We start from the raw sequence: 25954 nt of genomic DNA, 5'->3' as shown, positions 1-25954 counted from the left end.
GCGCCGCGCGGGGGGGCGCGGCGCGGCCAAGAACCCCAGTCGTGCGGGTGCACGGGGTACGGCCACGACGCTTCGCGCGTGAGCCGTGTGGGTTCGCTGTTGCTGCTCGACTGGATCGGGCCCTGGCGGACGGTTGCGCGACGCGGCCGCGAGCCGCGCCGCGCCCGTCGGCCGCGGTGCGCCTAGTACCCCGAACGCGGCGGACTGGCGCTCGCGTACGCCCACGACGCTTCGCGCGTGAGGCGTGACGCTCCCGCGCGAGGGTTCGTTCGGTGTGGCGCAGGTTGGACGGTTGCGCGGCGCGGCCCAGGGCCGCGCTGCGCCAAAAGCACTTGTCTGAACGGGGATTGGCCGGGAACGTCGGTCGGCACGCGAGCTGGAGTTGTTTCGGTGGTGGTACGGCAGGTGGCGCGGCCGTTGGCCGCGCCGCCCGTAGGGCGGGGTCGTGCTGGACGTTCCGGGCGCGGGGCGGGGTGTGCTCAGCGTGTGGAGTTCCGCGCCGCGCCGATGAGGGCGCCGTTCGCTGCAGACCAGTCGGCTGGGACCATCTGGCCATGCGATTCTCACGTAATGCGAGCTATGAACTTCGGGTCCACTGGACGTGGACAGATGGCGTCATGGCTCTCGCCGGTGTCGGACTGCTGTGCGGTGCCGGGTGGGGTGTTGTCGCGGTGGAAGCGTTGGAGACCGGACAGGGCATCGGCGCGGTTGCCCTTGCAACCGCCCTTGGAGTGCTCCTCGTCTTCGCGGGCACTGCGGCGTTCCACGGCCCGGCTACGCGTCTGCGTGTTGATGCCTCGGGCGTGGGGTTCACCCGAGGACGCTGGCGCAGCCGAACGCACTACGACGTGATCGCCTGGGAAGACGTCGAAGCCTTCGTCACCTGGAAAGGCAAGAGCAACTACTGGGTCGGCGTTGCGGCGTCTGAAGCCCACCGCCGACGCAAGGGGCTGGGCCGCACGCGATTCGACCGTTGGCTCGACAAGACGGTCGGCCTCCCCGTCTCCGGGACGGTCACCATCTGGATCGGGCCTGCACACGAACTGCGAGCCCTGCACGACACCGTTGCCTCCCTAGCTCCGCATGTCCCCTGCTTCAACCCGACCGACGACACGAACCGGCGGCGGTTGCGCCCAGACTTGGCGTGACCGTGTCAGGCATGGCGCTGATGATCCGTCACGCCGGTGAGCGGCTCAGCGAGACCATCGGGCATGCAACGTGCCTTCGAATGCAGTGAACATTTGGGCTGCGGACAGCCCCTCGCCGCCTCCCGAGCTCGCGGACATCTGCCTTCCAAACTGCGGCTCTGGCACAACTTCTGTGGACCTACTGCAACGGTTGCTGGCACGGACTAAAGGCTCGCTGTGCAGAGGACGCTCCGCTACCGTGAGCCGGAGCGGGATGGCGCGCATTCTCGCAGGCTGCGGTGCCGTGGCAGAGCGGTCAATTGCGATCGACGTGGGCGAGGCCCCGCCCACGGCGACTGACGGAGACGGGGCGGGCCTGCCCCTATCTGTCCGCGGGTTCAAATCCCGTCGGTACCGCAGCCGACCTGCGAGCTTGTCCAGCGCATGCCCTGCGACGCCGGTCCAGGTCCACAGAAGTTGTGCCAGAACCCAAACTGCCTTACAGCCACTCCTCTGTGGCGCGGGTTGGACGGTCGGCGTGGTGCGGCCGTGGGCCGCGTCGCGTTCTAAGACCCGTGCTGGGAAAGGCTGTTGCGGTTGCCCCTTGCTGAGGGTTCCGCGCCGCGCGTGGTCGGCGCGGCGCGGTGGATGCGCCGCGTACTTTCGACATTCACTGGGCGAACAGGGCGGTTCCGTCGCGGCCTGTGGGGAGGCGTGGGGCGGGTTCCCCGAGTGTCTGAGCCTGGGGCCTGACTCGGCTGCCGGTCGGTTCTGGCGTTGTCCCGCTGTGCGGTGTCCGGTCGGGCGCGAGGTGCCTCTGTGGCTGCCTTCTCGATCGAGTGTTGTCGTCGAGCAACCTCCTGGGGGGTTCGAGTCTTTTAAGCCTCGACGGACGTGCGGTCATTGCCGATGCCCTGCGGGCGCGGGGGTGGTCGCGCACCAAATACGGGCATGGACTTAGAACAACTGGTTGGATTTTCTGGGGGGAATCCGCTGGTTTGCTGCGATCTGTGCCTGCAATGAGACGCTTTGCGAGGTTCACGGATGCCCAAGCTGTGCGGCGCGTTCGAGTCGAGAACGATGTCGCCGGAGGGCGCCGGCGGCGTTGTGCTCGCGCGGGCGGCGCCTTCCGAGGCAGGGCCCGGCGACAAGGCGTCCCGCGGATGGAAGGTTGCCGCTGTCCTGGCGGCGGTGGCGACGGTGGCCGCGGCGTGGTTGGTGACCGGTGTGTTCGGGGCGGTGTACGGCGCGGACGACAACGGCGACGGGACCCGGTTGACCTGTCCGGCGCGGCTGGCTGCTGACACTCCGTCGCAACGGACCGCCTGGCAGGGCGGTGTCGTCGTCAACTACCGGGTAGCGGAATACCCGGGCTGCGCCGGTCTCCCCGTGTACCCGACGACGCGGAGGCTCCTGCTCAATGCGCTGACTCCCGACGAGGGGGTGTTCAGCCTGCGCACCCTTGCGGCCGTCGAGTCGTCGTTCCTCGGTGTCGCCGTCGGCTGCGGTGTCCTGCTCCTGCGTCGCTGGGGTGCCGCGGGGATGGCCGCGCTCGCCGTGGTGGCGGTCGCCGCCGTGGCGCCGGTCATGGCGCGCTTCTTCGTCTCGCCGTACTCCGAGTCCGCCGGGCTGGTCGGCGCGGTCCTGGTGTTGGTCGGTGTGGCCGGGGTGCTGGCCAATCCCGTCCGTGCGCGGGCGGAACGGGTCGCGTCCCTGGCCCTCGTGCTGTGCGGTGGCCTCTACGGGGGCCTGGCCAAGCAGGCCTACGTGCCGCTGGCCGCGGTCGCGGCACTCGTGCTCCTGCTCGCCAAGCCGTGGGAGCCACAGCAGTACGAACCCGGGCAGAGCACGCGCGGACGCATCCTGGTCGGGCGCGCGCTGCCGCGCCTGGTCTCCGCCTGCCTGTGCGCCGCTCTGGTCGTGCCCGTGTGCTCCTGGTACCGGGCCGGCACCACCTGGGCGGAGGAACTGCGGCTCAAGGAACGGACCGACGCCGACTTCGTCCTCGGCGCGGTCGCCCCTGAACTCGAGCGCCGCGGTGGCTCGCTCGCCGACCTCGGACTGCCGGAGTCCCTGCAGGACCTGGTGGGCATGGACACCTGGCCTCCGCCGTCCCGCATGGTGCAGCCGGACTGGGTCCACTACTTCACTGAGGGCGGCGCAGACAGCCGGCGGCGCGCGGCCGGGGTCGTCATGCGCGATCCCGGCCTCGCCTACACGCTCGTGACCAGGGCGATCGCGGCGACGGACGGTGTGCGAATACCGTATCTGGCCCCCAACGAGGTCGGCCGGAAGCCTTCCGAGAGCCCGGTGCGGGACGTGCTCGACAAGCCGTACGCGGTGGTCGGTGCGGTCGATACGACGGGCGGCGGCACGGTCGGGCTGACGTCCCTTCTGGCCGTCTGCCTGGTCGGCCCGACGGCGTACGCGGCCAAGCGACGGCGCCGCGGCCCGGTGCGGCCGGGCATCGGACCGGTCGACGGTCCGCTGCTCCTGGCCTCGGCAGCCGCCGGTCTGGCGCTGCTCACCTGTCTCGTCGCCGTGTGGGGCGACGGCTACTACGAACTGGCCAAGCACGTATGGCTGGCCGCGTTCTTCGCGGTCGTCGCCGTGGGAATCTCGCTCACGACCCTCGCGGCGTACGCCGTGCGGCGACTCCGCGGAGACCGGACGTGACCCGTTGACGTACGCCTACGCCGCTTCGCGGGCGAGACGTGACGGTCGCGTTCGGCGCTCACTGGGCAACAGGAAGCGGCTCTGCGACCGCGATCATTCAGGGTGGGCGCGTCGGGCCAGCCGATGATCAGCGTCAGAACGGCGAATGCGTCGAGGCCCGCCGCAGCCTTGGGGCCGCGGCGGATCTCCGCGACAGCAAGCGGCCTGAGAGTGCCTACGTCACCTTCGGTCCGGAGGCGTGGGGCGTGTTTCTTGGGCAGCTCACACCAGGGACTCCCGCCAGGCGTGGTGGAGGGCGCTGAAGCGGCCTCGGCCGGTCATGAGTTCGTTGGGGGAGCCGTCTTCGACGATGCGGCCTCCGTCCACCACCAGGACTCGGTCGGCGATCTCGACCGTGGAGAGGCGGTGGGCGATGATCACGGCGGTGCGGCCTTCCAGCACTGTGGCCAGGGCGTGTTGGACGGCCCTTTCGCCGGGGAGGTCGAGGGACGAGGTGGCCTCGTCGAGGATCAGGACGGCCGGGTCGGCGAGCAGGGCTCGGGCGAAGGCGACGAGTTGGCGTTGGCCCGCGGACAGGCGCGCGCCGCGCTTGCGGACGTCGGTGTCGAAGCCGTCGGGGAGTTCGGCGATGAACTCGTAGGCGCCGATGGCCCGGGCGGCGTCTTCGATCTCGGAGCGGGTGGCGTGGGGGCGGCCGATGGCGATGTTGTCGGCGACCGAGCCCGAGAACAGGAACGACTCCTGGGTGATCATGGTGAGTTCGCCGCGGAGCTGCGCGGTCGTCATGGCGCGCAGGTCCATGTCGTCCAGGCGCACGGCGCCGGAGGTCGGATCGTAGAACCTGGCCAGGAGCTTCGCCAGGGTGGACTTGCCCGCGCCGGTGGGGCCGACGATCGCGACGGTCTGGCCTCGGGGGATCTCCAGGTCGAAGCGGGGCAGGATCGTGACGTCGTCCTGGTACCCGAACTCGACGTCGTCGAAGGTGATCTTGCGGGCGTGGCCGCGTCGGGCCGGCAGGTCCGCGGGGTGCTCGGGTTCGGCGATGCCCGGCTGGTGGGCCAGCAGGCCCGCGACCTTCTCCAGGCCGGCGGCCGCCGACTGATAGGTGTTCAGGAACAGCGCGACCTCGTCCAGCGGCTCGTACATGCGTCGGATGTAGAGCACGAAGGCGGTGAGCACGCCGAGTTCGAGCCCACCGTCGGCGATCCGGTACGCGCCCGTCATCAGCACGGCGACCAGCGTCAGGTTGCCGATCAGCCACAGGACCGGCGAGAAGTACCCGAACAGCAGCAGGCTGTCCTCGTTGGCGTCGGTGTACCGGCGGTTCAGGGTGCGGAAGATCCGGGCGTTGCGCGGCTCGCGCCGGAAGGCCTGGACGGCGCGGATGCCGTTGAACGTCTCGATGTACTGCGTGATCGCCGCCGCGATGGTGGTGCTCCGACGCCGATAGATCCGCACCGCGCGGCGCTTGTACCAGACGGCGGAGACGGCGAGCGGGACGACGCCCGCCAGCACGATCAGGGCGAGCGGAACGTCGAGGAAGAACAGGAAGACGAGTGAACAGACGAACGTCAGGGCTGCTGACGTCAGTCCGTTCATGCCCTCTTCGAGCAGCTCGCGGACGGCGTCGACGTCGCCCGTGGACCGCGACACGATCCGGCCCGACGTGTACTTCTCGTGGAAGTCCAGGCTGAGGCGCTGGGCGTGGTCGAAGATCCGGGTGCGCAGGTCCAGCAGCAGTCCCTGGCTGATCCGTCCCATCGCGTAGAACATGCCGACCTTCGAGGCGCCCATGACGACCCCGCACAGGACGTACGCGACGACCACGGCGATCAGCGTCGACTGGTCGCCGTCGACGGCGTCCGGCAGCGCCTCGTCGATCGCCAGGCCGATCAGGAACGGCCCGGCGAGCAGGCAGGCCTGCTCGACGACGACGATCAGCACCACCAGGGCGAGCAGCATGCGGTGCGGCGCGAGCAGCGAGGCGAGGAGGCGGCGCGCGTCGCCCGCGCGGGCGTTGCCGAGGGTCGCGCCACCGACCTCGCCGCCGGCCTGCTCGGCGTCGGCCTCGGACAGGTCGTCCGAATCGGTGTCCGAGGCACGGGAGCTGATGCCGCGCCAGGACATCGACTCCTCGATGTCGCTACGGGAGGGCTCGGGCGAGCCGGGCTGGGTGGTCACACCGCCTCCTCGGCGGAATATGCGAGGTCGTCCGCGTCGAGGCGCGGTTCCTCGGAAGCCATGAGGTGCCGGTACTCGGCGCTGCTCTCGAGTAGTTCGTCGTGCGTGCCGACGGCGGTGATCCGGCCGCCGGAGAGCAGCGCCACCCGGTCGGCCAGCTGCACGGTGCTGGGCCGGTGCGCCACGACGAGGGCCGTGGTCGTCGACAGGACGCTGCGCAGCGCCTTTTCGACCTGCGCCTCGGTGTGGACGTCGAGCGCCGACAGCGGGTCGTCGAGCACCAGGACGGCCGGCCGCGACACGACGGCGCGTGCCAGGGCGAGGCGTTGGCGTTGGCCGCCCGACAGGTCGAGGCCCTCCTCGCCGATCCGCGTGTCGAGCCCCCAGGGGAGGCCGGCCACGAAGTCCGCCTGCGCGACGGCCAGTGCCCGCTCGACGTCCGCGTCCGTGCCGTCGGGGAAGCCCAGCAGCACGTTCTCGCGCACGCTCATCGAGAACAGCACCGGCTCCTCGAACGCCACCGACACGATGCCGCGCAGCCGAACCAGCGCCAGGTCGCGGATGTCGACGCCGTCCAGCGCGATCCGCCCGCCCGTCACGTCGTACAGCCGCGGGACGAGGGCGGTCATCGCCGTCTTGCCCGAGCCGGTCGCGCCGACCAGGGCGATCGTCTCGCCGGGCCGCACCGCGAGGTCGACGCCGCGCAGCAGGTCGGGGCTGTCGGGCGGGGCGTCCGGGAACCGGAAGCGCACGCCCTCGAACGCCAGCGCACCGGTCACCTGTTCGAGCTCGACCGGCTGTTCGGGCTCGGGCAGCGCGCCGTCCGCGTCGAGCACCTCGAAGTAGCGGGCCGCGGCCGTGCCGGCATCCGTTGTCGCCGCGATCAGCCAGCCGAACGACTCGATCGGCCACCGCATGTACAGCGACACGGTGAAGAACGCCACCAGTTCGCCCGTGGTGATCGCGTGGTCGGCGACCTGCCGCACGCCGAGGTACAGCGCGACGGCGATCGAGGTCTCCGGGAGCAGGATCAGCCCGGCCCAGATCCACCCGACCATGCGGGCCTTGCGCAGCTCGGTCTTGCGCAGCTCGCCCGCGAGTTCGGAGAACCGCCGCTCCATCGCCCGGTGTCGGCCGAACGCCTTGAGGACGCGGATGCCGAGCACCGACTCCTCCATGACCGTGGCGATGTCCCCGATCTGGTCCTGCGACCGGCGCGTCAGCGCCTGGTAGCGCTTCTCGAACCAGACGCTGATCAGCACCAGCGGCACCACGGCCGCGCTCATCACCGCCGCGAGCAGCGGGTTCAGCACGAACAGGATCGTCGTGCCGATCACGAACACCGCCGCGTTGACGACGAGGAACACCAGTACGAAGGACAGGAACATGCGCAGGTGGCCCAGGTCCTGCGTGGCCCTCGACAGCAGCTGGCCGGACTGCCAGCGGTCGAGGAACGCGACGGGCCGCGACTGCAGGTGCTCGTAGAGGCGGTTGCGCATCGATTCCTCGACGCGGGCGAGCGGGCGTGCCGTCAGCATGCGGCGTATCCCGAAGAACGCGGTCTCCGCCACGCCGAGCGCGAGCAGGACCAGCGCCCACGGCCAGAGCGCGCCGGTGTCGTGGTCGGCCACCGGGCCGTCGATCACGTGTGCGACCACGAGAGGGATCATCAGTCCGGCGACGCCCATGAGCAGTGCCGAGAGCACGCTGAGCAGGAGCCTGGTGCGCGCCGGGCGGACGAACGGGCGCAGCCGAAGGAGAGTACGCAGCGTCGGGGTGCGGTGTCTTGTGGACGGCGTCGACGCGGAAGGCAATGGGTCGGCCATGATCCTCGACCGTACGGACGGCATCCCGACCGGTCACCTGGTTTTTGCGCGCTCAGCGGCTTTCCGGCCACGCGCACGGGGCGGGCGAGGCGCGTCGCCTACGCTGCGTATTCGAGAACAGGAGGCGGCATGACGGCGGACGACGCGGGCTTGGCGGCCGACGCGGGCGCGGCGGATTCGGCGGGCCCGGCGGGAGCCGAGGACGGCCCAGCGGGCGCGCACGGCGGCCCGGAGCGGCCCGCCCGCGTCGCGGGCCTGCTGCTGGCCGCCGGGGGAGGCAGCCGCCTCGGGGGCCGGCCCAAGGCGCTGCTGCCGTACCGGGGCCGCCCGCTCGTCGAGCACGCCGTGCGGGTGCTGCGCGACGGCGGCTGCGACGACGTGACCGTCGTCCTCGGCGCGTCCGCCGAACAGGTGCGCGCCACCGCGGATTTGTCCGGATTCCGGGTGGTCGACAACCCGGACTGGGCGACCGGCATGGGTTCTTCGCTGCGCGCCGGGCTGGCGGCGCTGCCCGCCGACTGCGATGCGGCTGTGGTAACACTGGTCGACATGCCCGGCGTCGGCGCACCGGCCGTGGCCCGGCTGATCGCCGCGCATGTGGGCGACGGCGCCGACCTGGCCGCGGCGACGTACGACGGCAAACGCAGCCACCCCGTGCTGTTCGCCGCCCGCTGGTGGCCGGAAATCGACGCAAGCGCACAGGGCGACGCGGGCGCCCGCGTGTTCCTGGCCGCGCACAGCGAGCAGCTGCGGCTGGTCGAGTGCGGGGATGTGGCGGAGGCGTACGACATCGACACGCCGGAGGACCTCAAGCGGCTCGAGTGAGCGGATGCGCTGCCCGCTGCCCGCTGCCGGTGTCTCGGCGCTGTCAGCGGGTCGGCTCGGTGCGGGTGGCTGCGAGAGCGCTCGGGGTGTCTCCCGCCGACAGCGGCTGCGGTGCCGTCTCTCCCGGCGGGTTCGCTTCGACGGTCGCGATCGGCCGGAGCGTCCACAGCTGTGTGTCGGTGTCGTTGCACGGCTCGACGTCGGCGTACACCGCCATCCCGTTGGCGGTCAGGCACTGGCCGTTGGACTTGTTGACCAGGCGGAAGCGGCCCGGCGTGCCGTGCTCCTGGATGTCCCAACGCTGGTTCGTCGTACCGGTGTTGCTCCAGATCTGGGTGATCGTGGCGCCGTTCCACAGCGACGGGAGGGTGTTCATCTCCAGCGCCTTCGTGAACCCGGACGGGCCCGACCGGATCAGGTAGCCGTCGTCCTGGCGCTTGATGCTCCACTGCTGCGCGGACGTGCCGTTGTCGGTGTACGTGCCGACGCCCGTCCCGTTGTCCGAGGCGCTTTCCGCGTTGTCGAGCGCCAGCCCGGTCGGCACGCTCACGAGCACCGCCGTCGGCGGGACGACCGGCCCGGTCGGCGTGGGCTTCGGGTGCGGCGGGTCGGGGTCGGGCGAACCGCCGCCGTGGTCACCGTCGTTCGGGGGCTGGGTGGTCGGGGGAGCGGTCGTCGGGGTGCCGTCGGCGGGGCCGCCGCCGTTCGGAGTGCCGCCCGGCGGGCGCGCGTACGGGCCACCGGTCGGCGTGCTGGTGGCCGCGGGCGGCTTCGGCGTCGGTGTACCGGTGGTCGGAGTGGTCGTCGGTGAGGCCGAGGGAGGGCCGGCCACATCCGAGCCGCCGGTCGTCCCGCTCGGAGCGCTGGGGCTGCTTGACGGCTGAGCGGTTTGCGAACCGCCTTTCGCCGCAGCGCCGTTCGCGCCCGCAGCTGAACCCTGCCCGGGGCCGCCCAGCGGTGACTCGGCGGCGGCGTTGCCGACCACCGTCGGCTGCGGGCGTCCGGCCACCACCGCGAGCGCCGTGGACAGGCCCGTGATCAGCATGAGGGCGACGGCCGACGACAGCATGACGCGGTGGCGGTGCATGCCGCGCGCCACCGACCGCGCCCGGCGGCCGATGAAGGAGGGGCGCTGCGGGGAGGCGTCGGCTTTGGCCGGGCGGGCGGCGCTCGTCCGCGGACCGGTGTCCGTCGCGGGCGCCGCCGGTCCGTTCGATGACGCCGCCTCGGCTTGCGGTGACTTCGGCTCCGTGGACGCGGGTGCGGCCACCGCCGCGGTGGCCGCTGCGTCCGCAGCCGCCACGGTCGCCCGCAACGACAGCCCTCCCGGTGCGAGTCCGGCGGCGGCCTCCCGTGCCGCGGCGGCCATCTCCGCCGCGTCGGCCCAGCGCGCGGCGCGGTCCTTCGCCAGAGCGCGGGCGACCAGCGCCCGCACCGGCCCGGGTACCGCGTCCGGCAACGGCGGGGCGGTCTCGGTCAGGTGCTTGAGCGTCACCTCGAACGCCGTGGCCCCGTCGAACGGCAGACGACCCGTCAGGCACTCGTACAGAACGACCCCGAGCGCGTACAGGTCGGCCGATGCTGTGACGTCGCCCCGCGCGGCCTGCTCCGGCGCCTGATACGGCACCGTCCCCATCGCCACGGAGGTGCGGGTCAGCCGACCGCCGCCCTCCTCGGCCGCGGCGATCCCGAAGTCGGTGACCACGACCCGGTCCTCACACAGCATCAGGTTGGCCGGTTTGATGTCCCGGTGCACGATCCCGGCCGCGTGCGCCTCGCCGAGCGCGTCCAGCACCCCGGCCGCCAACTCCAGCGCGGCGACGGCGTCCAGCGGGCCGGTGCGGGCGAGCAGCCGCGCCAGCGTGTCGCCTTCGACGTACTCCATCACCAGGTACGCCACCGGCCGCCCGCCGTGCGAGCCGTCGCCGAAGTCGTGGACCGCCACCACGTTGGGGTGCGCCAGCCGTGCGAGCGTCCGCGCCTCCGCGCGGAACCGCTCGGCGAAGCCCGGGTCGTCGAGCAGCGCCGGTATCAGAACCTTGATGGCCACCCGTCGTTCGAGCACCGGGTCCTCGGCGAGCCAGACCTCGCCCATCGAACCGCTGCCGAGGTGTCGGAGAAGCCGATATCGGCCCCCGAAGACCGTGCCCGTACCCCACATGCTCCCGCCCCGTGTATGCGCCGTGCCCTGCGGACTTCCGCCCGCGCCGCTGACCGTGCCGCCCCCGAACCGCCGGGAGGCACCGGCTCCCTCCCCCGAGAGCACCGGCGGACGGAAGTGTGCCAGGTCAAGAATCACCGCGTGTAGACCCGGGGCGGTTCGGTCGGTGGACCTGCGCACCGGACGGACTGTCGTATGCCTATCCTGCTTGCTGCCGTCCGGTGCGAGAGCCTGCGAACCAGGCCCGGGGACCGCGCGGCGGGCGGTACGCGGCAGGCGGGACCACCGCCGGCACGCCGACGACGAACAGCGGACAGCGAGGGGCGATAGGGCGTGGAAGCACCCGGCGTCGACCTCGGCATGCGCTTTTCCGTGCTCGGACCCATCCGGGCGTGGCGCGACGGCACCGAACTGCCGCTCGGCTCACCGCAGCAGCGCGGCATGCTCGCCGCCCTGCTCCTGCGCGAAGGCCGCACCGTCTCCGCGAACGAACTCATCGACGGCCTGTGGGGCGAGGAGCCGCCGCAGCAGGCGCTCGCGACCGTGCGCACGTACGCGTTCCGGCTGCGCCGCGTGCTCGGCCACGACGCGCTCGCCTCGGTGGCCGGCGGCTACGCGCTGCGTCTGGACCCCGCTCGCCTCGACGTCGTGGCGTTCGAGGCGCACGCCGCCGAGGGCCGCCGCCTCGCCGCGACCGGACAGGTGGGGGACGCCGCCGACGCGTACGCCGCCGCCCTCGCCCTGTGGCACGGCGAACCGCTGTCCGGACTGCCCGGCCCGTACGCCGACGTGCAGCGCGCACGACTCGCCGAACGCCGCCTCGCCGTTCTGGAGGCCCGCTGCGCCGCCGACCTCGAATGCGGCCGGCACACCGAACTGATCGCCGAACTCGCCGCGCTGGCCGCCGAGCACCCGTTGCGCGAGCACCTGACCGAACTGCGCATGCTCGCGCTGTACCGGGCGGGCCGCCAGGCCGAGGCGCTCGAGGCGTTCGCCGCCGCGCGCCGCGTGCTGGACGAGGAGATCGGCGTCGCGCCCGGGCCCGCCCTGTGCGACCTGCAACGACGCGTGCTCAACGCCGACCCGGGGCTGGCCGTGCCGCCGCGGGTGGCGGAGCCGGTGCGGTCGGGCTCTGCGCCGCACGGGGTGATACCTGGGCCGGCGCAGCGCGTTCCGTCGGTCGGCGGGCTCGCGCCCGGCGAGCGGAGGGGCGACGCGGGCGCCGCCTCTGCGCACGGATCCGCTGGTGTGCCGGCCGCCCATGACGGCGGTTTCGCCCCGGTCTCCGGCGCCGTCGACGTCCGCTCCCGTGCTCCGGCCGGGGAACCACACCCCGGGAACGGCGCGGACCCTCGGTCCACGACCCACGCCGGGCCCGGCGTTCACGCGACACCTCCCGCCGGTGTGGACGCGTACGACGACGCGGCGCACGACGGCGGCCACGCGACCGCTTCGGGCGGAACCGACGTCCGCGCCGCCGAACCGCACGCCGGTCCCGTCGGATATCCGCGTGTGGTGCCCGGCGGCTCCGTCACGCCTCCGCGACCGACGCAACTCCCGGCCGATGTCGTTGACTTCACGGGCCGTCAGACGGTCGCCGACGATCTCCGCCGGGTGCTGCGTGCCGACGCCGGCACCCGCACCGCGATGCCCGTGGCGGCCGTGTCCGGCCTCGGCGGTGTCGGCAAAACCGCCCTCGCCGTGCACGTGGCGCACGGCCTGGTCGCGGACTTCCCCGACGGGCAGCTGTACGCCGACCTGCACGGCGCCGACGGTCGCGCGGCCGATCCCGAGGAGCCGCTCGGCGCGTTCCTGCGCGCCCTCGGCCTGCCCGCCGACACCATCCCCGCCGCGGCCGCCGAACGCACCGCGTTGTTCCGCTCGGTGCTGCACGACCGGCGCGTGCTGATCCTCCTCGACAACGCGCGCGACGCCGAACAGGTCCGCCCGCTGCTGCCCGGCGCGCCCGGCTGCGCGGTGCTGGTGACGGGCCGCGCCCGGCTTGCCGGACTGTCCGGCGCGCACTTCGCCGACCTGTCCGTGTTCACGCCCGACGAGGCGCTCGACCTGTTCACCGGAGTGGTCGGGGCGGAACGCGTCGCCGCCGAACCGGACGCCGCGGCCCAGGCCGTCGAGGCGTGCGGGCACCTGCCGCTCGCGGTGCGGATCCTCGCGGCGCGGCTGGCGTTCCGACCGCGCTGGACGATCGCCTCGCTCGTCGAACGGCTCGCCGACGAGCGCCGCAGGCTCGACGAACTGCGCGCCGGGGACCTGACCGTCGAGGCCGCGTTCCGGTTCGGCTACGACCAGTTGACCCGACGTCAGGCCAAGGCGCTGCGCGCGCTCGCCGTACCGGACCTGCCGGAGCTGACGCTGCCCGCCGCGGCCGCCGTCCTCGACCTGCCGGAGCCGGACGCCGAGGACCTCGCCGAGTCGCTCGTCGACTGCTCGATGCTGGAGACGTCCGCGCCCGGCCGCTACCGCTTCCACGACCTGCTGCGGGTGTTCGCGCGGCGCGCGTCGGGCGGCGGCGGCAAGGCGGAGAGCGTCGGTGTCCCGGCGATCGGGCCGATCCTGGAACGGCTCGTCGACCACTATCTGGCGGTCACCGTCGGCGCGTTGGGCCCGCAGGCGGTCCGCAACGGGGTACGCCCGCCCGGGTCCGACGAGGCCGAGGCCGGTTCGGCGGCGGGTCCGGACTGGGCGCGCACCCACTACAGCGCGATCGGTGCCGTCGTCGCGCAGTGCGGCGAGGCCGGGATCCGGGTCGGCGACTGCGCCGAACTCCTGCTCGGGTTCCGGGCGTTGTGCGAGACCGGGCAGGCCGCCCGAAGCCTCGGCTGGGCCGCCAACGCACTGCTGCGCGCCGCCTGCCGCGTCGGGGACGAGGCCGCTGAGGCCCGCACCCGGCTCGTGCTCGGCCGACTGCTGCTGGACGTCGGCTCGCATACCTCCGCGGTCGCCGAACTGCTGCGCGCCCGCGAACTGTGCGGCCGCGTCGACGTACCGCGCCCGCTGCTCGCCCAGGTGCACACCGCGCTCGGCACCTGCTTCGGCCAGGTCGCCCACCACGACCAGGGCATCGACGCGCTGACCACGGCGCTGTGGCTGTGGGAGGAGACCGGCGACCGTGTGGCCGTCGCGCAGGGGCTGCTCGCACTCGCCGACGGTCTGGCCCGCGCCGACCGCTTCGCCGAAGCGGCCCACGCCGCAGCACGCGTGCTCGACGTCGACCGCACCGGCGACGACGCGACCGCCCTCAACGCCGGTGCCCACGCCACGCTCGGCATGGTCGCGCTGCGCACGGGAGAGGCCGAACGCGCCGTCGAGCACTACACGGCGGCCCTGGACCTCCTGCGCTCCGGCGGCCTGCCGCGCCGCGTCGGCTGGACGCTCGTCACCCTCGCCGAGGCCCGCCACGCTGCGGGCGACCCGACCGGAGCCCACGAATCCGCGCTGGAAGCCTTCGAGTTGCTCACCGCAGACGGCGACCGCCACGGCCGCGCGGTCGCCGAGGCGCTGCTGCGCGGCGTCCCGACCCAGGCCGCGCCCCCGGCCGAATGGCCGTCCTGGGCCCCGGTCAGCACCTGACCGACGGGGAGCCGAAACCCCTCCGGCGACCTTCGGCACTCGCTGCGCCGCTGTCCCTCGTGAGAGGTAAAGTCGCCTGGTGAACCGGCTGTCGGCGGCCCTGTCCGTCCCCCCGCGCGACCTAGGGAGCGTCCACCCGCATGACTCGGCGCAGTGACGGCCTCATCGGAGTCTGGGCCGAGGCACAGCGGCAGCATCAACGGCGTGAGGACGCGCGGCGGCGGGCGACCGAGCAGCAGCAGCGCGACCAGCAGCGGGCCCAGCGCACCGCCGAGCGGGACGCCGCCCGGACGCACCGCGAGCAGCAGGCTGCCTACCGGCAGAGCCGCGAGGCCGACGCGCGCCGCCGCACCGACGAACTCGACGCACGGGTCGACGAACTGACGGGGCTTCTGGCCGCCGGCTGCCGCGCCCCCGCGTTCCGCGCCGGGTCGATGACGCTGTCCGAACAGCTCGAACCGTTCTCGCCCGGCGCGCTCGCCGTGCCGATCCCGATGCCGAACCAGGCGAACTACCAGCCCGCGCAAAGCGGCTGGGGCGGCAACGCGCAGCAGGAGGCGCGCGCCCGGTTCGAGCGCGACTGGTACACGGCGCAGGCCGCCGAGGCGCAGCGCGTCCAGCAGTTGGAGGCGTACCGCCGCCAGTACCAGCAGTGGGCGGACGCCCGCCTCGCCGACATCCGCCGCCACAACGCGGGCGTGCGCGACCTCGGCGCGACGCTGCGCGGCGGCGACCCCGAGGCCGTCGTGCAGTACTTCTCGGCCGCGCTGTACGCCTCGTCGGTGTGGCCGCAGGACTTCCCGCGCCAGGTGGCCGCCGCCTACGACCGCGGCGCGCGCGAACTGGTGCTCGACTGGCAGCTGCCCGGGTTCGACATCGTCCCCGAGACCAAGTCGGTGCGGTACATGCCGAGCGCCGACCAGGACAAGGAGACGGCGCGCCCGGTCACGCAGCGCCGCGTGGTCTACCGCGACGTGCTCGCCCAGAGCGTGCTGCTGGTCGTGCGCGACATGTTCGCCGCCGACGAGTTCGGGCTGCTGGACGCCGTCGTCGTGAACGGCTTCGTCGACGACCACGACCCGGCGACCGGCCGGCAGGCCAAGCTGGTGCTGGCGTCGGCGACCGTGCAGCGCAGCGCGTACGAGCGGCTCAACCTCGCGCAGGTCAGCGCCGTCGAGTGCCTGTCCGAGGCGCTGCAGGGCCAGCTGTCGGCGAAGCCCGACCAGCGCGCCTCGGTGCGGGCCGCGCGGCGGCCGTCCGAGGTCGGGTCGAGCGTGGTGTCGCACGGCGACGACGACGCGCCGGACCTGTTCGAGATGGACCCGATCGCGTTCGAGCAACTGGTCGCGGAGCTGTTCCGGGCACGCGGCCTGCAGGCGCTGACGACCGTGCGGTCGGGCGACGGCGGGGTCGACGTCGAGGCGCACGACCCCGATCCGCTGAGCGGCGGGCGGATCATCGTGCAGGTCAAGCGCTACCGGCACACGGTGCCGCCGACGGCGGTGCGCGACCTGTACGGCACGGTGCACGACGTCGGGGCGAACAAGGGCGTGCTCGTCACGACCTCCGGGTTCGGGCCCGGCTCGTACACGTTCGTACGCGGCAAGCCGCTCACGCTGGTCAACGGGACCGAGCTGGTCGAGCTGCTGCAACAGGCGGGGCTGAGCGGCCGGTTGGGCGAGGGCGGTGGGACGCGCGGCGGCTCGGGCCGCGGTTCGGCGCCGTCGTCCGGCGCGGGGGTGCCCGGTCAGCGCGCCGACGCTGCGTCGTCCCCCTCGGCGAACGCCGCCCCCGCCGGGACGCTCCCCGCCTCCGCGGCCCCCGCGGCGGACGCGAACGTGCTGGGCATGTCGTGGTCGGGCGGCGTCGCGCTCGACGTGTGCACGCTCGTCTGCGAAGGCGAACGCGTGCTGTCCGACGACTACTTCGTGTTCTTCAACAACAACACCACGCCGGACGGGACAGTGCGCACGGTCCCCGCGTCGGGCGGCGACAAGGCGGCCGTGGCCGTGCGCTTCGACGCGCTGCCCGCGCGTGCCGACCGGGTCGTGCTGGTCGCCGCGATCGACCCCGACGTCAACCCGAATGCCGACCTGACCGGCTTCACGGACGCGTGCATCCGGCTGTCGGACGCCCGCGGCACCGTGCTCGACGAGCTGGACGTGTCGGACGGCCGCCCCGGCGAGACCGCCCTCGTGCTCGGCTCGTTCCGCCGCCGCGCCAACGGCGACTGGAAGTTCGTGGTGGGCGGCCAGGGCTACCGCGGCGGACTCGAGGAGCTGGTCACGCGGTTCGGCATCGACGTGGCCTGACCGCATCAGCACCGCGCGGCCGCAGGGCGAAGCCCTCGTGGCCGCGCGTGCTTCGCCTTACTCGGTCTCGTCGCCTCCGCCGAGGGCCTTGCCCAGGCGTCCCGCGATCTCCTGGGCCGTCGCCACGAGTTCCTTCTCGTCGATGGCCCTGATCCGCCCCTCGGGGCCGGACACCGACAGTGCGGTCGCGGTCGGCGCTCCCGGGACGACGACCGCGATGCACCGCACGCCCAGTTCCTGCTCCTGGTCGTCGACGGCGTAGCCCTGCTCGCGGATCACGGCGAACTGCCGCAGCAGCTCCGCCGGGTCGACGACGGTGAACGCGGTGTGCGCGGTCAGCGGGCCGGGGCCGATGGCGCGCGCGGCCACGTCGTCCGGCAACTGCGCCAGCAGCGCCTTGCCGACCGCCGTGCAGTGCGGCTGTACGCGCCGCCCGACCTCGGTGAACATGCGCATCGAGTGCCGTGACGGCACCTGCCCCACGTAGACGACCTCGCCGGACTCCAGCACCGCGAGGTTCGCGGTCTCGCCCGTCGACTCCATCAGCTCGGCGAGGTACGGCCGCGCCCAGCCGCCCAGCAGCCGGCCCGCGGTCTCGCCCAGCCGGATGAGCCGCGGCCCGAGCGTGTACCGCCGGGAGGCGTCCTGCCGGAGATATCCCATGCGCACGAGCGTCTGCACGAGCCGGTGGATGGTCGGCATCGGCAGCCCGGACCGGGACGCCAGGTCGCTCAGCCCGAGTACGCCGCCGGCGTCCGCGAGGACTTCGAGCAGGTCGAAGGCCCGCTCCAGGGACTGCACGCCGCCGGACGCCCGCTCGGCCATCCTCGATCCTCCGAAGGTCACGGTTCCGCACATCTCAACAACTTGTTGAAATTCCGTATGCCAGAAACTAACCTCCACTCTACAGAACTCGCCCGTCTCGGGATCGAGGAAAAGGAACGAGGTCACCCCATGCCGGCCCCCAGCCCTGGATGCTCCATCACGCTGCGCGTCGAGGCTCCCGTCTCGATCGGCGCGGCCGGCCTGCTCACCACCCGTGTCGGCGAGGCCGGTGCGGTGCTGACCGCGCTCGACGTCGTCGACTCGGGCCCGGACCGGGTGATCGTGGACCTCACCTGCGACACGATCGACGCCGCGCACGCAGAGGCGGTGGGCAAGGCGCTCGGCGAGGTCGAGGGCGTCACCGTCCACAAGATCAGCGACCGCACCTTCCTCATGCACCTCGGCGGCAAGCTGGAGATCGTCCCCAAGGTCGCGCTGCGTCACCGCGACGACCTGTCCCGCGCCTACACCCCCGGCGTCGCCCGCGTCTGCACCGCGATCGCGGAGCACCCCGAAGACGTGCGGCGCCTGACCGTCAAGCGGAACACCGTCGCGGTCGTCACCGACGGCTCCGCCGTGCTCGGCCTCGGCGACATCGGGCCCGGCGCCGCGCTGCCCGTCATGGAGGGCAAGGCCGCGCTGTTCAAGCAGTTCGCCGGCGTGGACGCGTGGCCGGTGTGCATCGACAGCCAGGACGTCGACGAGATCGTCCGCACCGTCGAGCTGATCGCCCCGGTCTACGGCGGCGTCAACCTCGAGGACATCTCGGCGCCGCGCTGCTTCGAGATCGAGCGGCGGCTGCGCGAGACGCTCGACATCCCGGTCTTCCACGACGACCAGCACGGCACCGCCGTCGTCGTCCTCGCGGCGCTCTACAACGCGCTCAAGGTCGTCGACAAGGACATCCGCGACTGCCGCATCGTGCTCTCCGGCGTCGGCGCGGCCGGCAACGCGATCATCCGCCTGCTGCTGCCGCTCGGCCCCGAGAGCATCATCGCGTGCGGCCGCAACGGCGCCGTGCACCGTGCCCAGGAGGGCCTGGACGCCGACCGTCAGTGGGTCGCCGACAACACCAACGACGAGGGCTTCTTCGGCACCCTCAAGCAGGCCGTCGTCGACGCCGACGTCTTCATCGGCGTCTCCGCGCCCAACCTGCTCGACGAGGCCGACATCGCCGCCATGGCGGACCGCGCGATCGTCTTCGCGCTGTCCAACCCCGACCCCGAGGTCGACCCGGCCGCCGCCGGCCGGCACGCCGCGGTCGTCGCCACCGGCCGCAGCGACCTGCCCAACCAGATCAACAACGTGCTCGCCTTCCCCGGCATCTTCCGCGGCCTGCTGGACGCGGGGGCCTCCGCGATCACCGACGAACTGCTCCGCGCCGCCGCCGGGGCGATCGCCGACCGGGTCGCACCCGAACAGCTCAACGCCGGCTACATCGTGCCCAGCGTGTTCGACCCCGAGGTCGCGGGAGCGGTCGCGTCCGCCGTGCGCGCGGCGTGCGCCCACCAGGCCTGACCTGCTGTTAGCTGAGAAGCGTCCGTTCCGCGTTAAGGAGTGCCACATGACCGCACCGGTCGTCACCGTGACCGGCGGCCCCGTGCCGCGCGGGGAGGAAATCCTCACCACCGAGGCGCTGCGCTTCGTCGCCGACCTCCAGCGCCGCTTCGGCGGCCGCCGCAACGAACTGCTGGCCAAGCGCCAGGAGAAGCGCGCCGAGATCGCGCGCACCGGGCGTCTGGACTTCCTGCCCGAGACCCGCGAGATCCGCGAGTCGGAATGGCGGGTCGCCGAGGCGCCGCCGAAGCTGCGTGACCGCCGCGTCGAGATCACCGGCCCCGCCGACCGCAAGATGACCATCAACGCGCTCAACTCCGGTGCCAAGGTGTGGCTCGCGGACTTCGAGGACGCGTCCGCGCCGACCTGGCACAACGTCATCGCGCACCAGCGCAACCTGGTCGACGCGTACGAGCGCCGCGTCGACTTCACCACCGCCGAGGGCAAGGCCTACACCCTCAAGCCCGACGACGAGCTGGCCACCGTGGTCATGCGCCCGCGCGGCTGGCACCTGGACGAGCGCCATGTGCTGGTCGACGGAGTCCCCGTCGCCGGCGCCCTGTTCGACTTCGGCCTCTACTTCTTCCACAACGCCGCCCGCCTCCTCGCGCGCGGCTCGGGCCCGTACTTCTACCTGCCGAAGACCGAGTCGCACCTCGAAGCCCGGCTGTGGAACGACGTGTTCGTGCACGCGCAGGACGTGCTCGGCATCCCGCGCGGCACCATCCGCGCCACCGTGCTCATCGAGACCATCACCGCCGCGTTCGAGATGGACGAGATCCTCTACGAACTGCGCGAGCACGCCTCGGGCCTGAACGCGGGCCGCTGGGACTACCTGTTCTCCATCGTCAAGAACTTCCGCGACGGCGGCCAGGCGTTCATCCTCCCGGACCGCAACCAGGTCACCATGACCGCGCCGTTCATGCGCGCCTACACCGAACTGCTGGTCAAGACCTGCCACCGGCGCGGCGCCTACGCCATAGGCGGTATGGCCGCGGTCATCCCGTCCCGCCGCGACGCCGCCGCCAACGCCGCCGCGCTCGCCAAGGTCCGCGACGACAAGGACCGCGAGGCCGGCGACGGCTTCGACGGCTCGTGGGTCGCGCACCCCGACCTGGTGCCGGTCTGCCGCGAGGCGTTCGACGCCGTCCTGGCCGGCCGGGACAACCAGCTCGACCGGCTGCGCGAGGAGGTGTCGGTGACCGCCGACCAGCTCCTGGACGTCGCGTCGGCGGGCGGCACCGAGACCTCGAACGGCCTGCACAACGCGGTCGGCGTCGGCCTGCGCTACCTGGAGGCGTGGCTGCGCGGCCACGGCGCCGTCGGGGTGTTCGGCCTCATGGAGGACGTCGCCACCGCCGAGATCTCCCGCTCGCAGGTGTGGCAGTGGGTGAACAACGGCGTCGTGCTGGCAGACACCGGCGAGAAGGTCACCCCCGACCTGGTGCGCCGCCTCGTCACCGAGGAACTCGGACACCTGCGCGAGGAGTTGGGCGACACCGCGTTCGAAGGCGGGCGCTGGACCCAGGCCCGCGACCTGTTCCTCCAGGTGGCCCTCGCCGACGAGTTCGCCGACTTCCTCACCCTCCCCGGCTACGCGCTGCTCGACTAGCGCGCCGGGCCCCAGAACGCGGAACGGCCGGGCGGCGCCCGACGGTCGCGGGGGCGCGTCCCGCCGACGCTCCCGGCCGTTCCGCACCCTCTTCAGCACTTCCGTTTTCCGAACTCGCTTTCCGCACACCTACTTTCCGCACTCCCGCTTTCCGACACGCGATCAGGAGACCCGCATGGCACGCATGTTCCTCAACGGCCAGGCGATGGAAGGCGGCCCCTTCCACCACCACCTCAAGGGCGCGCCGCTGGTCATGAAGACCCGCACCGCCCCCGGCTACCGCTTCTTCTCGATCGGCGACCGCTGCCCCGGCCTGCTCCCGGCGCCCGGCACCGACGCGCAGATCGAGGGCGAGGTGTACGACGTGCCCGAGGAGGTCCTGCGCGACGAACTCCTGCCCACGGAGCCGGCCGAGCTGGAGTTCGGCATCATCAAGCTCGAGGACGGCTCCGCGTCCTTCTCGATGATCCTGCGCAACGGCGAGCTGGAGAGCGGAAAGCACAAGGAGATCACCGAGTTCGGCGGCTGGCGCGCCTACCTCGGGACGCTCGGCCGCGAGGCCTGAGGCCCACCGACTCGCGGGCGGCGGCTACCCGCTGCCGCCGCCCGCGGACCGCGACGGTCGTTCCCGCCGCGGACATCCGAACGCCCCGCACCCGTGAACACGCGCACGGGTGCGGGGCGTTCGGCTGTGCGCGAACACACACCAGGTAAAGGGAACCCCATCTGTTGGTCTTGTGAATCCATTCACTAGGATCGGGTCAACGCCGATCGGAAGGGGTCACATGTCGTCACCACACCAGATCAGCCGTCGGGGGCTCACCACCGGCCTCGGGGCCGTCGCGGCCGTCGGCGTGATCGGAGCCCTGCGCACCGGCAACGCCCACGCCGCGACCGGACCGCCCGCCGACTCCAGGACCGCGCCCGCATCCACGGCGGCCACCGCACCCGGCACCGCCGTTCCGCCGCGCCTGACGCTGCCCGTCCCCACCGGCCGCTACCCGGTCGGCCGCGTGGACCTCCACCTGGTCGACCAGAACCGTGCCGACCCGTACCAGCCCGCCTCGCGGCGCGAGCTCATGGTCAGCCTGTTCTACCCCGCGGCCCCGCATGGCGGCAGCGAATTCACGCCGTGGATACCCGAGTTGAGCGGCCATGTCCTGATGGCCGCCAACGGGATCCCGGCCGACGCCGTACGCCTCCCGCTCACCCACGCCCGCGACACCGCGCCGTACGCGCACGACGCCGGCCGCGCGCCCGTGGTCGTCTACTCGCCGGGATACGAGGAACCGCGCGCCTTCGGCACCACCCAGGCCGAGGAACTCGCCTCGCACGGCTACATCGTGGCCGCCGTCGACCACCCTGGCGACGCCGTCGTCGTCGAGTTCCCCGACGGCCGCGCCTACTACGGCACCCACCCCGACGAAGCCGAGATCCCCGTCGAAATCCGCACCGCCGACGTGCGGTTCCTGATCGACCAACTCACGATCCTCGACCGCGGCGGCAACCCCGACGCCGCCCGCCGGCGCCTCCCGGCCGGCCTGTGCGGCGCGCTCGACCTGCGCCGCGTCGGCATCTTCGGCCACTCCCGGGGCGCCGCCACCGCCGCGTCCGCGATGTACGCCGACCCCCGCTTCAAAGCCGGCGTGAACCTCGACGGCGCCGTCTTCGGGCCCGTCGTCGCCGGCGGCCTCGACCGGCCCCATCTCCTCCTGGAGTCCGCCGAGCACGAGGCCATGAAGTATGACGAGACGTGGCAGCAGTTCTGGCCCAACCTGCGCGGCTGGCGCCGGATGTACGTGCTGGAGAAGTCCCGGCACGTGTCGCTCACCGACGTCGAGGTGCTGATGCCGCAGATCGCCGCCGCGCTCGGGCAGCCGCCCGAGTCCACCGAGCCGATGCTCGGCACGATCCGGCCCGACCGCGCGGTCGCGGCGCTGCGCGCGTACGTCATGGCGTTCTTCGACCTGCACCTGCGCGGCCGGCACACCCGGCTGTTCGACGGCACGTCGGACGCCTACCCCGAGATGCGCTTCGAACTGCGCTGAACCGCACCCGTCCCGACATGCCGGTGTCCCGCACCCGGGGAGGAGTGCGGGACACCGATGCACGCGGATACCCGTTCGCGGGCCGCCGCATGCACGGCCTGCAAGGGCGGTCAGCTCAGCGGGAGATGACCGTCTCCTGCAACCGCGCGATCAGGCGCAGCACCTCGGCGCGGTTGTCGCCCGCGGTGATCCACGCCGGGAGCCTGGAGACCAGCGTCATCCTGATCCCCTCCTCCGTCCACGCGTCCTCCCGCAGCTCCGCCGCCACGTAACGGCGGATCAGCGCGAGGTGGTTGAGGTTGTACGCCCACAGCAGCCCGTGCCGCGTGGACGTCTGCAGCCACAGCGGCAGATAGAAGTACGGGTCGTACATGTGCGTGGCGCGTGCGCTCGGCATCGAGTACACGCCGCTGTCCTTGTCCCGCGTGTGCCCGCACGCCGCGCATACCAGCCTCCGCGACTGGAACGGCGACAACAGCTCCCGCCGCGGATACGCCACGACCCGTGCGAGCGCCTGGCACTTCGGGCATCGGATGAGGATCTCGTCCATGAAGTCGTAGATCGTGGACAGGTCGTCGCGGAACCGCGGAGGGGACTCGGAGGGGACCATCGTTTCGGCACTCCTTTCACGGCACGGAAGGGGGTGCGACCATCCGGGCGGAATCGGCTCGGCACCGCGACTCTCCTGCTCCGACGGGGAGATCGGAGGGAGAACCCTCTTGCGGGCCTGCCGACGAACGTCGACGTGGCCATGGTGGTCGCGGCCGGTGCGCCGTACATGAGTGTTTGTACTCAGGTCTCCTGTGTATCGCACACACGCGCAACCGCGGTTCGTGTGTACCCCTGGAGTCGGACAGCCATCCGACCCGAGGCCGACGCGCCGACCCGCGGGGCGCCGAGATCATGACCGACATGACGTTCGGGGGACGGGTCCGCACCCGCACGACCGTGCTCACCGCCCTGGGCGCGGCACTGCTCGCACTGCTCGTGCTCGGTCTGCACGAACTCCGAGCGGCGGTAAGAGAGGAGCGGTCGCCGACGGTCAAGGAACAGGTCGACCGCTCGGCGGCCGGGATTGCGGACGGCCGGGCCGCGGCGGTGCGCGACACCGACGCGGTGTTCGGCGCGTTCGAGGCCGCCGGGACGGGCGCGGTCGCCGCGCTGGGCGCGGCCGTCGCCGACGACTGCGGGTACCGCGATCTGGGCATCGGCGCCACGGAACCCAGGGGCGTGCGGCAGTTGGAGTGCCTGCGCGAGACCACGCGCTACTACGTGGTGCCGGGCGACCGCGTCGCCGCGTCCGCCGCGGTGCTCCGGGCTCTGCACGCGAGTGGCTGGCTGGACGTCCCCACGTCGTCCACCGGGCTCAGTGGAGGCGTCTGTGTGCCCGAAGTGCCGGTCAGGGTGGAACTGCCCGACCATACGGTGCAGACCTCGACGCCCGGGTGCACCGCGGTGCTGCGGGATGCGTCGAGGCCCGCACTGGCGGCGGCGTTCACCGAACGGGACGCCGACGTGCTGTTCGGCAACGAACGTCCTTGGTTCGCGGGCGACTACGTCGCGGCCGAGCACCACGGAGCGGATCTGAAGGGCGTGGAGGCGCTGCGCGGTTCGGGTGTGGACTGCGTCGTCGCGCTGCGCGTCAGCCGGGCGTACTTCACCGCGGACTGAGCCACGTCGCCCGCCGTCGCCCGAACCTCGCGTCGGCGGCGGCGCGTTCCCACGCGGGTACGCGAAAGGGCCCGGCGGTCCGGTGAGTCCGTCGGGCCCCTGCTCGCGGGGGCGGTGGGGCTTGGCGTGCGGGTTATGCCAAGCCTGCGCGCCGCGCGAGGGTTGTGGAGGCGGCGGCCACGTTGGCGGCGATGGTGGTCTCGTCGACGCGGGTGAGGTGGCCGTGCTCGACGACAGGGACGCCGTTGACCAGGAGCAGCGACAAAGGCGCCGCCGCGCCCAGGACGAGGGCGGCGACCTTGTCGGCGATCCCGGAGTGCAGGACGCCGTCCATCTTCCAGACCGCGAGGTCGGCGAGCTTGCCGGGCTCGATGCTGCCGATCTCCCGTTCGCGGCCCAGGACGCGGGCGCCGCCGACGGTGCCGACGCGCAGCGCCTGGCGGGCGGTGAGCGCGTCCGCGCCCCACTGGACCCGGTTGAACAGCAGCAGGTTGCGCAGTTCGGTGCCCAGTTCGCCGGACTCGTTGGACGCCGTGCCGTCGACGCCGAGCCCGACCGGCACGCCGTGGCGGAGCATGTCCGGCACCCGGGCCACGCCCGCGGCCAGCCGCGCGTTGGACGACGGGCAGGTGGCGACGCCGGTGCCGGTCGCCGCGAACTTCGTGATGTCGGAGTCGTTCATGTGGACGCTGTGCGCCATCCACACGTCGTCGCCCAGCCAGCCCACCGACTCGAAGTAGTCGGTCGGGCCCATGCCGAACAACTCGTGGCAGAACTTCTCCTCCTCGACCGTCTCCGACCCGTGGGTGTGCAGCCGCACGCCCTTGCGCCGGGCCAGTACCGCGGCCTCGCGCATGAGTTCGGTGGACACCGAGAAGGGCGAGCACGGCGCCGCGGTGATGCGCAGCATCGAGTCGAACGACGGGTCGTGCCACCGGTCGATCGCCGCCTCGGTGGCGGCGAGCGCCTCGTCGGTGTCCTCGACCGCGTTGTCCGGCGGCAGGCCGCCGTCCTTGCGGCTGCGGTCCATCGACCCGCGGGTCGGCTGGAACCGCATGCCGAGCTCGGCGACGGCCTCGATCTCGGCGCCGAGGATGTCGCCGGCGCCGCGGGGGAACACGTACGCGTGGTCCATCGCGGTGCTGCAGCCGGACAGCATCAGCGCGGCCGCCGAACCCTGCGCCGCGGCGTGGCACAGCTCGTCGGTGATCTGCGCCCACGTCGGGTAGAGCTCCACCAGCCAGTCGAACAGGATGGAGTCCTGCGCGAGGCCCCGGGTGATCCACTGGTAGAAGTGGTGGTGGGTGTTGACGAGGCCGGGGGTGACCAGGTGACCGCCCGCGTCTATGCGGCGTGCGACGTTCTCAACGGCGGGCGCGGGGCCCGCGCCGACCGACTCGATGCGGTTTCCCGCCACCACGACGTGGCCGGAGGCGTGCTCGGTGTCCGCCGCGTCGACCGTGGCGACGTACGCGTTCTCGATGACGATCCGCTCGGCGCCGTCTGCGCCGCGGTCCGCTGCGTTGCCCACCTGGTCCCTCC

At 72.6% G+C, this 25954-nt stretch carries 17 protein-coding genes and 1 tRNA gene; 12 read left to right on the top strand and 6 right to left on the bottom strand.

The window, feature by feature from the left end; all coding sequences use genetic code 11:
• Positions 1–617 precede the first annotated feature (617 nt).
• From QI554_RS35960 to QI554_RS35945, 4 genes are all read left to right on the top strand, one after another.
• Positions 618–1148: a hypothetical protein gene (locus tag QI554_RS35960; protein ID WP_281476393.1), complete on the top strand. Its 531-nt coding sequence runs from the start codon at positions 618–620 to the stop codon at positions 1146–1148.
• Positions 1149–1425: 277 nt separating this feature from the next.
• Positions 1426–1544 (top strand) — tRNA-Arg (locus QI554_RS35955).
• Between the two features lie 627 nt (positions 1545–2171).
• Complete coding sequence (wsfD, locus tag QI554_RS35950; protein ID WP_281476391.1) at positions 2172–3803, top strand: glycan biosynthesis hexose transferase WsfD; 1632 nt, start codon at positions 2172–2174, stop codon at positions 3801–3803.
• 38 nt (positions 3804–3841) lie between these two features.
• Positions 3842–4105: a DUF397 domain-containing protein gene (locus QI554_RS35945; protein WP_281476389.1), complete on the top strand. Its 264-nt coding sequence runs from the start codon at positions 3842–3844 to the stop codon at positions 4103–4105.
• On the opposite strand, the gene QI554_RS35940 is transcribed toward QI554_RS35945, so the two are convergent.
• Together QI554_RS35940 and QI554_RS35935 are read right to left on the bottom strand one after the other, a co-directional pair.
• Entirely contained in the window at positions 4065–5930 is a 1866-nt protein-coding gene (locus QI554_RS35940; RefSeq protein ID WP_425528115.1) for an ABC transporter ATP-binding protein, read from the bottom strand. The genes QI554_RS35945 and QI554_RS35940 overlap by 41 nt on opposite strands.
• A 50-nt stretch (positions 5931–5980) precedes the next feature.
• On the bottom strand, positions 5981–7810 hold the full coding sequence (locus QI554_RS35935; protein WP_281476386.1) for an ABC transporter ATP-binding protein: 1830 nt from the start codon (positions 7808–7810) through the stop codon (positions 5981–5983).
• Positions 7811–7939: 129 nt separating this feature from the next.
• Between QI554_RS35935 and QI554_RS35930 the strand changes: the two genes are divergently transcribed.
• Complete coding sequence (locus QI554_RS35930) at positions 7940–8635, top strand: nucleotidyltransferase family protein (RefSeq protein ID WP_281476384.1); 696 nt, start codon at positions 7940–7942, stop codon at positions 8633–8635.
• Positions 8636–8678: 43 nt separating this feature from the next.
• On the opposite strand, the gene QI554_RS35925 is transcribed toward QI554_RS35930, so the two are convergent.
• Positions 8679–10796 carry a serine/threonine protein kinase gene (locus tag QI554_RS35925; protein WP_281476383.1) on the bottom strand — a complete coding sequence of 706 codons (2118 nt, stop codon included), beginning with the start codon at positions 10794–10796 and terminating at the stop codon, positions 8679–8681.
• 333 nt (positions 10797–11129) lie between these two features.
• On the opposite strand from QI554_RS35925, the gene QI554_RS35920 reads away from it, so the two are divergent.
• Both QI554_RS35920 and QI554_RS35915 read left to right on the top strand, forming a co-directional pair.
• Positions 11130–14387: an AfsR/SARP family transcriptional regulator gene (locus tag QI554_RS35920; protein WP_281476382.1), complete on the top strand. Its 3258-nt coding sequence runs from the start codon at positions 11130–11132 to the stop codon at positions 14385–14387.
• Between the two features lie 140 nt (positions 14388–14527).
• Positions 14528–16699, top strand: coding sequence for a restriction endonuclease (locus QI554_RS35915; protein ID WP_281476380.1), 2172 nt, complete (start codon positions 14528–14530; stop codon positions 16697–16699).
• 57 nt (positions 16700–16756) lie between these two features.
• Here the strand turns inward: QI554_RS35915 and QI554_RS35910 are convergent, their stop codons facing one another.
• A complete protein-coding gene (locus QI554_RS35910; RefSeq protein WP_281476379.1) occupies positions 16757–17524 on the bottom strand; it encodes an IclR family transcriptional regulator in 768 nt (255 codons plus the stop codon).
• A 129-nt stretch (positions 17525–17653) separates the two neighbouring features.
• On the opposite strand from QI554_RS35910, the gene QI554_RS35905 reads away from it, so the two are divergent.
• The 4 genes from QI554_RS35905 (at position 17654) to QI554_RS35890 (ending at position 22741) form a co-directional block, all read left to right on the top strand.
• Positions 17654–19042 (top strand): NAD-dependent malic enzyme, encoded by a 1389-nt coding sequence (locus QI554_RS35905; RefSeq protein ID WP_281476377.1) that lies wholly within the window; start codon positions 17654–17656, stop codon positions 19040–19042.
• 46 nt (positions 19043–19088) lie between these two features.
• Positions 19089–20693, top strand: coding sequence for a malate synthase A (aceB, locus tag QI554_RS35900; RefSeq protein WP_281476375.1), 1605 nt, complete (start codon positions 19089–19091; stop codon positions 20691–20693).
• A 175-nt stretch (positions 20694–20868) separates the two neighbouring features.
• Entirely contained in the window at positions 20869–21258 is a 390-nt protein-coding gene (locus QI554_RS35895; protein WP_281476373.1) for an allophanate hydrolase-related protein, read from the top strand.
• A gap of 406 nt (positions 21259–21664) precedes the next feature.
• Positions 21665–22741, top strand: a complete 1077-nt coding sequence (locus QI554_RS35890; protein ID WP_425528114.1) for an alpha/beta hydrolase family protein — start codon at positions 21665–21667, stop codon at positions 22739–22741.
• A 115-nt stretch (positions 22742–22856) separates the two neighbouring features.
• Here the strand turns inward: QI554_RS35890 and QI554_RS35885 are convergent, their stop codons facing one another.
• Entirely contained in the window at positions 22857–23351 is a 495-nt protein-coding gene (locus QI554_RS35885) for a hypothetical protein (protein WP_281476371.1), read from the bottom strand.
• Positions 23352–23653: 302 nt separating this feature from the next.
• Here QI554_RS35885 and QI554_RS35880 point away from each other — a divergent pair, with 302 nt between their 5' ends.
• A complete protein-coding gene (locus QI554_RS35880; RefSeq protein WP_281476370.1) occupies positions 23654–24412 on the top strand; it encodes a hypothetical protein in 759 nt (252 codons plus the stop codon).
• Positions 24413–24545: 133 nt separating this feature from the next.
• Here QI554_RS35880 and QI554_RS35875 read toward each other — a convergent pair whose 3' ends face one another.
• Complete coding sequence (locus QI554_RS35875) at positions 24546–25943, bottom strand: 8-oxoguanine deaminase (protein WP_281476369.1); 1398 nt, start codon at positions 25941–25943, stop codon at positions 24546–24548.
• Positions 25944–25954: the final 11 nt, after the last annotated feature.

It is taken from the genome of Yinghuangia seranimata (assembly GCF_029953285.1).
GTDB lineage: Bacteria > Actinomycetota > Actinomycetes > Streptomycetales > Streptomycetaceae > Yinghuangia > Yinghuangia seranimata.
The sequence above is the reverse complement of the archived record's forward strand: the minus strand, read 5'-3'. Positions and strand labels throughout refer to the sequence as shown.